Here is a 12,324-nt window from a genome sequence, read left to right as displayed (position 1 = left end):
GGTCGCGTCACTTCGGCAGCCACGCCCGCCAGGTGGACTCGTTCTCCCGCACCCATCGGCCCGCGGCCTCCTGCGGCGACAGCTTCTGTTCCGCGATCATCAGGGAGACGTCGTTCTGCATGTCGGTCGTCCACCGGAACCTCTTCAGGAAGGCGGCGGCGTCACCACCCCCCTCGGCGAAGCGGGCGTTGAGGAACTTCTGCAGCGGCGTGTGCGGATACGCGCAGGCCACTTTGTCCGGCTCGGCGTCGCACCCCTCCTTGTAGGCGGGCAGCTTCACCTCCGTCATCGGCACCTTCTCGAACAGCCACTGGGGCTTGTACCAGTAGGTCAGGAACGGCTTCTTCTCCTTGGCGAACTGCTTGATCTGCGTGATCTGCGCCGCCTCCGAGCCCGCGAACACGACCTGGTAGTCGAGGCCGAGGTTGTTCACGAGCGCCTTGTCGTTGGTGACGTAGGAGGGGGAGCCGTCCATCAGCTGGCCCTTGCCGCCGCTCTCCGCGGTGCGGAGCGCGTCGGCGTACTTGTTCAGGTTCTTCCAGTCGGTGACGTCCGGGTGCTGCTCGGCGAAGTACGTGGGCACGAACCAACCGATGTGGCCGGTCACCCCGAGATCGCCACCGCGCGCGATCGTCCGCTTGTCGTCGATGTACCGCTTCTCCTGGTCGGGGTGCCCCCAGTCCTCCAGGATGGCGTCCACCCGGCCCTGGCTGAGCGCGTCCCAGGCGGGCACCTCGTCGATCTGGACGGTGTCCACGCGATACCCGAGCTCGTGCTCCAGGAGGTACTGGGCCACTGCCACGTTGGCCTGTGCTCCCACCCACGACTGCACGGACAGCGTCACCGTGCGCGAGCCCTCGGCGTCCGCGTACGGGGAGGCCTGGCGGGTCATGTCGGCGGCGCCGCAGCCGGTGAGAGCCGTCAGGGCGACCGCGGCCGCGAGTGCGGCGAGACGTGTGCGAGCCATCTCAGGCCCCCTTTCCGGTGAGGTCGCGGCGTTCCGTGGGCTGGGTCACCCGGTCGAGCGTCAGGCCGAGGCAGACCATCGCGGCGCCCGCGACCAGACCGGTCGCCAGGTCGCCCCGGGCGAGGCCGAAGACCGCGTCGTAGCCGAGTGCGCCGCCGCCCACGAGGCCGCCGATGACGACGACGGCGAGGACCAGCACCACGCCCTGGTTCACGGCGAGCAGCAGCGCGGGCCGGGCCAGCGGAAGCTGGACCTGGAAGAGCTGCTGACGTCCCGTCGCGCCCAGCGAGCGCGAGGACTCCAGAGCGGCCGGGTCCACCGCGCGGACCCCCTGGGCGGTGATCCGCACCACCGCGGGCAGCGCGTAGACCACCGCGGCCGCGACCGCCGGGGCGCGACCCACACCGAACAGGGCCACCACGGGGATCAGGTAGACGAACTGCGGCAGCGTCTGGAAGACGTCGAGCACCGGACGCAGCGCGCGGCCGAGCCGGTCGCTGCGGGCCGCGGCGACGCCGAGGGCCACACCGAGCAGCAGCGTCACGGAGACGGCCGCGAGGACCTGGGACAGCGTGTCGAGCGCCGGGCCCCAGACCCCGAGCACGCCGATCGCGGCCATCGCGAGGACGGCGGTCGCGGCGGTCCGCCAGGTGCCGATGAGCAGGGCGAGCGCGCCGACGCCCAGCAGGACCGCCCACCAGGGCAGCCACTGCAGTCCGTCGCGCAGCGGGTTGAGGACCCAGGTGGTGAACCGTGCGGCCCAGTCGGCGGTACCCCCCACGACAGGCACGCCGGAGTAGAGGTGGGCGGTCATCCAGTCCACGGCCGTGTTGACGGGACCGGCGACGTCCACCGTCCACCCGTCGGGCCAGGCGAGCCGGCCGGCCACGTGGCCCGCGGCGACGGTGACGGCGGTCACCGCCAGGGCGATGCCGCGGCCGAGCCAGGGCCGGCGGGCCGGGGCCGCGCCGATCCGCTGTCCCGCCGCGGCCGTGACGCGGTCCAGGACGACGGCGAGCAGCACGACCGGCATACCGGCGGCGAGCGCGGCACCCACGTCGACGGAGGCCAGGGCCTGGTAGACGCGGTCACCGAGGCCGCCCGCACCGATGACGGAAGCGATCACGGCCATCCCGAGCGCCATCATGATCGCCTGGTTGACGCCGAGCAGGAGTTCCTTACGAGCCAGCGGCAGCCGGGCGGTCAGCAGCCGCTGCCTGCCGGTGGCGCCGAGGGAAGCGGCCGCCTCCATGACGCCGGGGTCCGCGGCGCGCAGCCCCATCGCGGTGAGGCGCGCCATGGGCGGGGCGGCGTAGACGACGGTCGCGAGGACGGCCGCGGGCACGCCGATGCCGAAGACCAGGACGACGGGCAGCAGATACGCGAAGGCCGGCAGCACCTGCATGGTGTCGAGGACCGGACGCAGGACCCGGAGCATACGGTCCGACAGGCCGGCGGCGAGCCCGAGCAGACCACCGAGCAGCACCGACGCGGCGACGGCGACCACCATCAGGGCCAGCGTCTGCATCGTGGGCACCCACATGCCGAGCAGACCGCACGCGGCGAAGGCGGCGACGGAGGCCAGCGCGAGGCGGACACCCGCGACACGCCAGGCCAGGAGACCCACGCCGGCGGTGACGCCGGCCCAACCGGCGGCGAGCAGCAGCAGGTACACCGCGCGGACGGAGACGACCACGATGTTGCTGATGTGGCCGAGGAAGTAGAGGAAGAGCGGGTGGCTGTCGCGGTTGTCGACGATCCAGTCGCTGCTGCGTTCCAGCGGCCCGGACACGTCGACGGCGAGCGACGCCGGCCAGCTGCCGCCCCCGAGGAGCACGAGGCCGAGGACGAGTGCGAGCACCGTGCCGGCGCCGATCAGCAGGCCTCGGCGCGCCGCGAGCGCCCGCAGAGCGCCGGTCGCGGTGTTGGCACTCCCGGTGTCGGTGGAGGTGCGGCCGCGAGGCGCGGGGGTGACGGTCACGGTCATCGGGCCCACCGCCCCGCGGCGCGGGTCAGGCCCGGCGGCCGGACACCGGCATCGGAGCGGAAGCTGCCGTCCGAGCGGGAGCCCGCATCCGGGCGGGAGTCGGCCGGAGTGACGGCGGTACGGCCGGCGCCACCGGAGGGCCGCAGGACTGCGCGGACCGCGCCGGGGCGGGCGGTGCGGCGTTCTTCCCGGTCACCCGCACCGGTCGTGCCGCACGGCGGCGGCCAGGTCGTATGGGAGTACATCAGGCCACCGCCTTTCCCGCGGCCGGCTGTCCGGCGACGACTCCGAGGAGCCCCTTGTGGTCGATCACGCCGAGGCACCGGCCGTTCTCGACCACCCGCACGGTCTCGCCGGTGCGGGCGACGGCCTCGATGGCCTCGTGGACGGTGGCGCCGGGGGCGAGGGCCGGCCCGGTCGCGTGTTCGTCGGCGAGGGCGGGGCGCATCGCGGAGCGGACCGTCAGCACCTGCTCGCGCGGCACGTCGCGGACGAAGTCCCTGACGTAGTCGTCGGCGGGCGAGCCCACGATCTCCTCCGGCGTGCCGAGCTGCACGATCCGGCCGTCGCGCATCAGCGCGATGCGGTCGCCGAGCTTCAACGCCTCGGCCAGGTCGTGGGTGATGAAGACCATGGTGCGGCCCTCCTCACGGTGCAGCCGGACGACCTCCTCCTGCATGTCCCGCCGGATGAGGGGGTCCAGAGCGCTGAACGGCTCGTCGAACAGCAGCACTTCGGGATCCACCGCGAGTGCGCGGGCCAGTCCGACCCGCTGCTGCTGGCCGCCGGACAGCTGTCCCGGCCTGCGGTGCTCCATGCCCTCCAGGCCGACCTTCACGACGAACTCCGCCGCCCGCTCGCGCCGTTCGTTCCGCCCCACGCCCTGGATCTCGAGGCCGTACGCGACGTTGTCGAGCACCGTCCGGTGCGGGAGCAGCCCGAAGTGCTGGAAGACCATCGCCGCCCGGTGCCGGCGCAGTTCGCGGAGCCGGCCGGAGTCCATGGACAGCACGTCCTCGCCGTCGATGGAGATCGTGCCCGAGGTGGGCTCGATGAGCCGGGTCAGGCAGCGGACGAGCGTCGACTTGCCGGAGCCCGACAGGCCCATGACGACGAAGACCTCGCCCCTGTGGACGTCGAAGGACACGTCGCGGACGGCGGCGGTGCAGCCGGTCCGCTCGCGCAGCTCGGCGGCGTCGAGCTCCGCGAACTCCTCGTCGGCGGGTACGCGCTCGGCCTTCGGGCCGAAGACCTTCCAGAGGTCGCGGACGGCGAAGACGGGCCGTTCGGCGGCCGGAGCCGAGGCCACCGCGGTGGCGGAGGCGGACGTGGGGGACGGGGGTGTGGCGTGCGGCGTGCTCATCGGGTGGTGCCTCCCAGCAGGTCGGCGCATTTCTCGCCGACCATGAGGACGCCGATCATGGGATTCACGGCGGTCATGGTCGGGAAGACGGACGCATCGGCGATCCGGATGCCCTCGAGGCCCCGGATCCTCAGGTCGGGTGCGACGACCGCGAGTTCGTCGTCGGCGGCCCCCATCCGGCAGGTGCCGGCAGGGTGGTAGACGGTGTGGGCGACATGGCGGGCGTAGGCGCTCAGTTCCTCGTCGGACGTGACCTCGGGCCCCGGGCACACCTCGCGCTTCAGCCATCCGGCCAGGGGTTCGCTCGCCGCGATCTGCCGGGCGATGCGGATGCCGTCGACGAGGGTGCGGCCGTCGTAGTCGTCCTCGTCGGTGAAGTACCGGAAGTCGAGGGCGGGCTTGTCCTCGGGGTCGGCGCTCGTCAGGTAGAGCCGGCCACGGCTGCGCGGCTTGGGGATGTTCGGGGTCATCGACACGCCGTGCTCGGGCCGTTCGTACCCCAGGCGCTCGGGATTGTCGGTGAAGGGGATCTGGTAGAAGTGGAACATCAGGTCCGGCCCCTCGGCCTCCGGGTCCCGGCGGACGAACAGTCCGGCGTCGGAGTCCATGGCGGAGTTCTCCGGGATCGGGCCGTGGGTCTCCCAGACGATGACCGACTCGGGGTGGTCGAGCAGGTTCTCCCCGACACCCGGCAGGTCGTGCACGACCGGTATGCCGAGCTTCTCCAGGTCGGCGCGCGGCCCGATGCCGGAGTGCAGCAGCAGCCGCGGGGTGTCGACCGCGCCCGCGCACACGAGGACCTCGCGCCGGGCCCGCACCACGTGCTCCGCTCCGTCCTTGGCACGGACGTGCATGCCGGTCGCCCGGGTGCCCTCCAGCTCCAGCCGGAACGCCCAGGTCTCCAGGGCGATGTGCAGGTTGGGCCGGTCGAGGAACGGGTGCAGATAGGCGACGGAGGCGGACGAGCGCTTGTTGTCCTCGGGGTGGTACGCGAGGTCGAAGAAGCCGACGCCCTCGTGGAAGGCCTGCTTGTTGAAGCCCTCGACACGGGGCACGCCGAGAGCGCTCTGCGCCGCGTCGACGAAGTCCCGGGCGATCGCGTTCCGGTCGGCCTCGTGGACCGGGACGATGTTGTTGCGCAGCCGGGCGAAGTAGGGGTCCATGGCGGCGGAGTCCCAGCCCTCGGCGCCGGCCTCGGCCCATTCGTCCCAGTCGGACGGGAGCGGCTTGAAGGCGATGAGGGTGTTGTGCGAGGAGCAGCCGCCGAGCACGCGGGCGCGGCTGTGGCGGATGTGCGAATTGCCCCTGGGCTGCTCGGTGGTGGGGTAGTCGTAGTCCAGCTCGCCACCGAGCAGGCCCATCCAGCGGCGCAGGGTGAGCACGTCGTCGCGGCCCACGTCGCTGGGACCGCCCTCGATGACGGCGACGGTGACGTCCGGGTCCTCCGTCAGCCGGGAGGCGATCACCGAACCGGCTGTTCCGCCGCCGACGACGACGTAGTCGTACACATGCTGGTCGTTCATGCCTGGTCCTTCTGCGTCTCGCCCGCGAACCAGCGCACGGGGCGCGGAGCGAGGTTCCGGTAGATGTGCTTGGTCTCGCGGTACTCGGCGAGACCGCTGGGGCCCAGTTCGCGTCCGATGCCGGACTTCCCGAAGCCGCCCCATTCGGCCTGCGGCAGGTACGGGTGGAAGTCGTTGATCCAGACGGTGCCGTGGCGCAGCAGGCCGGCGACCCGCCGGGCCCGGTCCTCGTCGGCCGTCCACACCGCGCCGGCGAGGCCGAACTCGGTGTCGTTGGCGAGGGCGACGGCCTCCTCCTCCGTACGGAAGGTCTCCACGGTGAGCACGGGGCCGAAGACCTCCTCGCGGACGACCCGCATGCGGCGGTGGCACCGGTCCAGGACCGTGGGCCGGAAGAAGTAGCCGCGCCCGGCGGGCCGTTCACCGCCCGCCCGCAGCACCGCACCCTCGCCGAGGGCGGAGGCGACGTACTCCTCGGTCCTCGCCAGCTGGGCTGCGGAGACCAGCGGACCGCACTCGACGCCCTGGTCGGTGCCGCGTCCCAGCCGGATGTGCCCGGCCCGGCGGGCGAGTTCGTCGACGAAGCGCTCGCGCAGCGACTCCTCGATGATGAGGCGGGAACCGGCGGAGCACACCTGGCCGCTGTGGATGAAGGCGGCGTTGAGCGCCTGGTCGACGGCGGTGTCGAAGCCCTCGGGCGTCGCACAGGCGTCGGCGAAGACGACGTTGGGGTTCTTCCCGCCGAGTTCGAGGGCGACCTTCTTCACGCTGTCGGCGGCCGCCCTGGCCACCTTCGTACCGCTGACGAGGCCGCCGGTGAACGAGACGAGGTCGACGTCGGGGTGCTCGGCCAGCCGGGCGCCGACGGTGTCGCCGGGGCCGGTGACGATGTTGGCCGCGCCGAGGGGCAGTCCTGCCTCCAGGAGCAGTTCGATCAGGACGACGGTGCTGAGCGGGGTGATCTCACTCGGCTTGATGACGAACGTGTTCCCGGCGGCGAGGGCGGGCGCGATCTTCCAGCTGGCCTGGAGCAGCGGGTAGTTCCAGGGCGTGATCAGCGCGCAGACTCCGACCGGCTCGTTCACGACGACACTGTGGATCTGGTCCGACCCGGCATCGACGGTCCGCCCGCCGTCCTCGTTCGCCACGAGGTCGGCGAAGTAGAGGAAGGCGTCGCGGACGCAGTCGACGTCGACGCGTCCCTCCTCCAGGGTCTTGCCGGCGTCCTGGCTCTCCAGGGCGCCGATCCGCTCGCGGTCGCGCTCCAGCAGGGCGGCGACGCGCCGCAGCAGCGCGGCGCGCTCGGCGACCGGGGTACGAGGCCAGGAGCCGGCGTCGAAGGCGGCCCGGGCCGCGGCCACGGCGTCGTCCGTGTCCTGGACACCGCCCTCGGCGACGACCGCGAAGACGGTCTCGTCGGCGGGGTCGATGATGTCGCGCGTGGCGCCGGACAGGGCTGAGCGCCACTCTCCGCCCACATGGATGGTCTGTCGTACTGCCGTCACGTCGCGTCTGGCCTTCCGTTTCTCAGAATCCCCCTGCCGGTTGCCCGGCGATTCAGCCGCCTGCCCTCGGCCCTGGGATCTATGCGCATCGATTCACGGAGAGTGACCTGCTTCACTTTTATATGTGGGCAATTCGGGCAATCGGTGGCCGGCTCTCCCCAGGACACCCCGCCGTCCACGCCCACCCCCGGCGATTCGGCGCCACGGAGCATCCGGTTCCGGAAGACGTGTGCGCGAGGTTGCGGTCCGGACGGGGCACCGCGAACCGGGGGCACGCCCGTCCCTGAGAGCGCTCCTGGCCCGCAGGGGCGTTGTGTGACGAGGCGCTGTTCAGCGACGCGGGCCGTGTGGCGGCTCGACGCTCATGGGCGTGAGCCCGAGGTCGGCCAGGGCGGCCGCGCCGGCCGTGCTGTGCGGGCCTCCGGCGAGGAGCAGGGTGCGGGCCCCCTGGTAGCGGCAGCCGGCGGCGTCGAACGCCGCCGCGGTGGCCAGGAGCCGCGGCCCGCGCTGGACGGCACGATCGTCTCTTCTTCCAGAGCGCGGAGAAGTTCAAGGCGCGCTACGCGACGCTCGGATTCAGCGACCGGGCGAAGCTGGACGACGGCCCGATGTGGGCGGCCGCCTTCGCCCTGAGCGAGATGACGGCCGAGGTGGAGGCGCGGATCGCCGCACTGGTGAAGCAGGCGGTCAGCTGAAACAGACGCGCCCCGACCCGACCGAGGCGAAACGCCCTCCCCGCCGTCCGGCGGGGATGCTCGTCCGACGTGCGGGCGTCGGCTTCGAGACGGGTCTTGGCGGCGCGGATGGTGTGGGGAGGCGAAACGACGCGGGACGGGACGCCGAGGGTGGAGCCGTCAGCGAGCAGGGAGCGGTCCGCAGGGCAGGCGATCCACGTTCCGTTTCAGCGCCTACGGGTCGGCGCACGCACCACTGCCCGCGTCCGCTCCAGGCCGTCGTCTCGGCCGGCCCGGTGGTGCGCGACGCGGGTGACCGGCCCGCACCCGTAACCGGTGCGGGCCGGTCTCCACCCTGTCGGGCCCTGCGGAGGGGGTGGCCGCGGGCCCGTTGAGCGGCCCCAACCGCTCGCCGCCCGTCTGCCCTCTCATCCGGCCCCCATGCATACCGTTGTCGCCTGGAGTGATGCGCCCGGGGTCACAGCCGCTCGCCGAGGGCTGTGGCCATGGCGGCCGCCTCCTGGCGGACGGAGCGCTCCTCGTATCTCTCGGCACGCTCGCAGGAACCGGCCCCGTGTACGCAGACGCGGTACCGAGGCGGTCACTCCGGTCCCCGGGGACCGTAAGCGCCGGCGGAGGCGTCTCGACACCGGTCAGGATTCGAGAAGCCCCGACCGCCGCGCACCGCCTAGCGTGAGGGTCATGGCAACCACCACTTCCCCCGCAGTCACCACGTCCCTCGCGTCCGTCACCCTCGAAGTGGCCGACGTGGAGGCCGCACACCGCTTCTACAGCGCTTTCGGCGTGGACCGGTACGTACGCCTGCGGGAGGAGTCCGCGGCGCACTCCTCGGGCTTCCGCGGCTTCACCCTGGGGCTCACCGTGTCCGGGCCGGCCACCGTCGACGTCTTCTTCGGCGCCGCCGTGGACGCCGGCGCCACGGTCCTGAAGCCCGCCGCGAAGTCCCTGTGGGGCTACAGCGGCGTCGTCCGGGCCCCGGACGGGACGATCTGGAAGATCGCCACCTCGGCGAAGAAGGACACCGGCCCCGGCACCCGCGAGATCGACCAGGTCGTCCTGCTGCTCGGCGTCGAGGACGTGAAGGCCACCAAGCAGTTCTACGCCGAACGGGGCCTGACCGTGGCCAAGAGCTTCGGCGGCAAGTACGCCGAGTTCGCCCCCGGCGGCCAGTCCAGCCCCGTCACGCTGGCGCTGTACAAGCGCCGTGCCCTGGCGAAGGACCTCGGCGTCCCCGCCGACGGCTCCGGCTCCCACCGCGTCGTCCTCGGCGGCACCGCCGACGCCTTCACCGACCTGGACGGCTTCCCCTGGGAGGCCGCCGCGCCGCCCGCCCCCACGCCCTCCTGACACCCGGCCCCGCCGTACCGAACGACCGGCCAACACCCACCGATGGTCCGGGGTACGCCGAGAGGGGGAGGGGCCGGCTCCGGCATCGCCGCCCCTGCTGCTCACGGCCGTCCTCGCGCCGGCCATCTGCCCGTCGGCCGGCGAGCTCGCCCCGGGCTCTCCCCGCACCGACGGGTGCAACACCCCCGTGCCCCCGCACTGTTCTGTGAAGACGCAGGTCACGGGACCGGCCGGGCGGCGAAAACCGCGTAGCTGCCGCGTGCTGGGCGCCGGTATCGTCCGGTCACCCGAGCCGCGGCACCAGCGGCTCACGTGCAGAGAGCGAAGCAGATGACCAGCCGACAGGCGACGACGACCCTGTGGCGCCCCACCGGCCCGAAGGAGCTGGAGCTCGTCCGCAAACTGAACTGGCGTGCCTGGCCGCCCCGCTTGCCCGAGCAGCCGATCTTCTATCCCGTCCTCAACGAGGAGTACGCGGTGAGGATCGCGCGGGACTGGAACGTGAAGCACAGCGGCGCCGGCTTCGTCACGCGCTTCGACGTCGAGACGGAGTTCCTGCGCCGTTACCCCGTCCAGCAGGCCGGCGGGCGGACCATCCTGGAGCTCTGGGTTCCGGCCGACGAGCTGGACGACTTCAACGCCCACATCGTCGGCGACATCCAGGTGGTCCACGAGTTTCGCTGAGGTAGGGGCGCGACCGGGGCGGGGTCCGCCCCGGTCGCGCCGCCCCGCGAAGTCCGTGGGGGACACCGTGCCGATCGTCGATTGCGCCGCGGTGGTTGCGCCGCGCCCCGGGGCGTGTGCACGGCGGGACCACTGCTCCGGTGCGGTGACGGGCCCGCTGGTGTTGGGCGTGTCGGTCGGACCGGGAGGCTCCGTCCGAAGGATTGTGGCGGCCGCAGGACCGGCCTCGACGACAACTCCGACCGCCAGAGCGAAATGGACGTGGTGTGACCAGAAGACACAGGGGACGCCGGGGTCTCGGCGCTGCGGGTGTGGCCGTGGCCCTCATCTGGGGATGCGCCGCCGCGGGGAACGCCCGGCCCTCCGACGTGCCACCCGGCGGCTTCGAGCGGGCGGTCGAAGAGGCGGCAGCGGAGTTCGGTGTGCCGAAGGACGTTCTTCTCGGCGTCAGTTACGAGTCCTCGTGGTGGGAGGGCCATCACGGACGCCCGAGCACCAAGGGCGGCTACGGTCCGATGCACCTGACGGACACCACGTCCGGGGCGACGTACGCCCACCGCCCGGGCGAGGGGCCGGTGGACGCGACGGGCACCGACGACCCGTCCGAGCACACCCTGCAGGCCGCCGCCGCGCTGATCGGCGTCGGCCCGCGGACCCTCGAACAGGACGAACGGCAGAACCTCCGGGGCGGCGCTGCTCTGCTCGCCTCGTACCAACGGCAGCTCACCCGTGAGTTGCCGCTCGACCCGGGGCGCTGGTACGGGGCCGTGGCGCGCTACAGCCAGGCCGCCGACACCGCCACGGCCGGACGGTTCGCCGATGGCGTGTTCACGGCGATGCGCACCGGCAGGCAGCGGGTGCGCGAGGACGGCCAGAGGGTGTCCTTGCCGAAGAGACCGTCCGTGCGTCCGGCGACGACACAGCTCGCGTCCCTCAGCCTGCGGGCGTCGGCCGCGGCGTCGGTGCCCGAGTGCCCCAGCGAGCTGAACTGCCGGTTCGCGCCCGCCGCCGCCTCGAACTACCAGGTGTCCTCACGGAACGCGAACGGCATGGGCGTCGACTTCATCGTCATCCATGACCTGGAAGGGACCTACGACGGGGGAGTCAGCTGGTTCCAGGACCCCGCCGCCGGGGTCTCCGCCCATTACGTGATGAAGGCCGACGGCAGCGAGGCGACGCAGATGGTCGCCACCAAGGACATCGCCTTCCACGCCGGCAACTACTGGGTCAACCTGCACGGCGTCGGAATCGAACTGGAGGGATACGCCGCCCAGGGGCCCACCTGGTTCACCCCGGCCCAGTACAAGGCGACCGCCGCGCTGGTGGTCTACCTGGCGCGCCGCTTCGACGTCCCGCTGGACCGCAAGCACATCATCGGGCACGACAACATTCTTCCGCCGAAGCCGTCCCGCGCGCCGGACGCCCACTGGGACCCCGGCCCGTACTGGGACTGGGAGAAGTTCATGGCACTCCTCGGCGCCGAGCAGCGCCGGTCTCCCGGCGCCGGGCAGCGCCGGGAGACCGAGGCCGGGGAGGGAGCGGCGAGCGGCAGCATCGGGATCGGACAGGCGGTCATGATCGCCCCGGCCTACGGCAAGAACGCGCAGAAGGTGACGGTGTGTGCCCCGACGTGCCGGACCCGGACGCAGCCCGCCAACTTCCTCTACGTCCGCACGGAACCCCGTGAGGACGCCCCGCTCGTCTCCGACCTCGCCCTCCGTCCGGACGGGGCGGCGAGCACCGACCGCATCGACGACTGGGGAGCCACCGCGGTGTGGGGGCAGGAGTTCGTGGTCGCGGACGTACGGGGGGACTGGACGGCCATCTGGTTCGGCGGCCACAAAGGATGGATCCACAACCCGGCGGGCGTGAACACCCGCCTCGCCCCGAACGCGCGGATCATCCGGCCCGCGAGCGGGACGAAGTCGGTCTCCGTCTACACGACGGCCTACCCCCGTGCCGACGAGTACCCCCAAGGGGTGCCGGCATCGGAACAGACGCGGTTCACCATGTACCCGTTCCCCCAGGGACAGGCGTACGTGGCCGCTCGGACACCGGTGGACGCCGACGACTTCTTCCCCGCCACGCCCACCCGCCCGGAGGTGGTGGTCTCCGGTGACGAGAAGTACGACGTGATCCAGTACAACCGCCGCCTGGCCACCGTCAACACCACGGAGACCAGCCGATAGGGCCACCCGGCGCCCTGGAGGAGTCGACAGGGCGCCGCCCGCGGCGTCCCAACGCCCCCGGGAC

Annotated in this window: 8 protein-coding genes; 3 read left to right on the top strand and 5 right to left on the bottom strand. The window is 72.4% G+C overall.

From position 1 onward, the window contains the following. Positions 1-7: 7 nt before the first annotated feature. The 5 genes from ACGF1Z_RS00410 to ACGF1Z_RS00390 all read right to left on the bottom strand — a co-directional run bounded on the left by ACGF1Z_RS00410 (position 8) and on the right by ACGF1Z_RS00390 (position 7,345). A complete protein-coding gene (locus ACGF1Z_RS00410) occupies positions 8-967 on the bottom strand; it encodes an ABC transporter substrate-binding protein (RefSeq protein ID WP_392998276.1) in 960 nt (319 codons plus the stop codon). Between the two features lies 1 nt (position 968). After that, complete coding sequence (locus ACGF1Z_RS00405; RefSeq protein ID WP_392998274.1) at positions 969-2,954, bottom strand: ABC transporter permease subunit; 1,986 nt, start codon at positions 2,952-2,954, stop codon at positions 969-971. Between the two features lie 244 nt (positions 2,955-3,198). Further along, the gene (locus tag ACGF1Z_RS00400; protein WP_392998272.1) at positions 3,199-4,317 is read right to left on the bottom strand and encodes a glycine betaine/L-proline ABC transporter ATP-binding protein; all 1,119 of its coding nucleotides are present in this window, start codon (positions 4,315-4,317) and stop codon (positions 3,199-3,201) included. Then, complete coding sequence (locus ACGF1Z_RS00395; protein ID WP_392998270.1) at positions 4,314-5,840, bottom strand: GMC family oxidoreductase; 1,527 nt, start codon at positions 5,838-5,840, stop codon at positions 4,314-4,316. The genes ACGF1Z_RS00400 and ACGF1Z_RS00395 overlap by 4 nt, the downstream gene beginning before the upstream one ends. Continuing rightward, complete coding sequence (locus ACGF1Z_RS00390; protein ID WP_392998268.1) at positions 5,837-7,345, bottom strand: aldehyde dehydrogenase family protein; 1,509 nt, start codon at positions 7,343-7,345, stop codon at positions 5,837-5,839. The genes ACGF1Z_RS00395 and ACGF1Z_RS00390 overlap by 4 nt, the downstream gene beginning before the upstream one ends. A 1,376-nt stretch (positions 7,346-8,721) precedes the next feature. Here ACGF1Z_RS00390 and ACGF1Z_RS00385 point away from each other — a divergent pair. The 3 genes from ACGF1Z_RS00385 to ACGF1Z_RS00375 all read left to right on the top strand — a co-directional run bounded on the left by ACGF1Z_RS00385 (position 8,722) and on the right by ACGF1Z_RS00375 (position 12,260). Then, the gene (locus ACGF1Z_RS00385) at positions 8,722-9,387 is read left to right on the top strand and encodes a glyoxalase (protein ID WP_392998266.1); all 666 of its coding nucleotides are present in this window, start codon (positions 8,722-8,724) and stop codon (positions 9,385-9,387) included. 330 nt (positions 9,388-9,717) lie between these two features. Continuing rightward, positions 9,718-10,071, top strand: coding sequence for a hypothetical protein (locus tag ACGF1Z_RS00380; RefSeq protein WP_392998264.1), 354 nt, complete (start codon positions 9,718-9,720; stop codon positions 10,069-10,071). 317 nt (positions 10,072-10,388) lie between these two features. Next, complete coding sequence (locus ACGF1Z_RS00375; protein ID WP_392998262.1) at positions 10,389-12,260, top strand: N-acetylmuramoyl-L-alanine amidase; 1,872 nt, start codon at positions 10,389-10,391, stop codon at positions 12,258-12,260. Positions 12,261-12,324: the final 64 nt, after the last annotated feature.

The organism is Streptomyces sp. NPDC048018 (assembly GCF_043202995.1).
GTDB lineage: Bacteria > Actinomycetota > Actinomycetes > Streptomycetales > Streptomycetaceae > Streptomyces.
This window is presented reverse-complemented; position numbering and strand designations above follow the sequence as displayed.

What these genes read in the sequence shown, in the direction of transcription:
- ACGF1Z_RS00405 (WP_392998274.1), bottom strand. Translation starts at nt 2,954, where the DNA reads ATGACCGTGACCGTCACCCCCGCGCCTCGCGGCCGCACCTCCACCGAC.
- ACGF1Z_RS00385 (WP_392998266.1), top strand. Translation starts at nt 8,722, where the DNA reads ATGGCAACCACCACTTCCCCCGCAGTCACCACGTCCCTCGCGTCCGTC.
- ACGF1Z_RS00410 (WP_392998276.1), bottom strand. Translation starts at nt 967, where the DNA reads ATGGCTCGCACACGTCTCGCCGCACTCGCGGCCGCGGTCGCCCTGACG.
- ACGF1Z_RS00380 (WP_392998264.1), top strand. Translation starts at nt 9,718, where the DNA reads ATGACCAGCCGACAGGCGACGACGACCCTGTGGCGCCCCACCGGCCCG.
- ACGF1Z_RS00395 (WP_392998270.1), bottom strand. Translation starts at nt 5,840, where the DNA reads ATGAACGACCAGCATGTGTACGACTACGTCGTCGTCGGCGGCGGAACA.
- ACGF1Z_RS00400 (WP_392998272.1), bottom strand. Translation starts at nt 4,317, where the DNA reads ATGAGCACGCCGCACGCCACACCCCCGTCCCCCACGTCCGCCTCCGCC.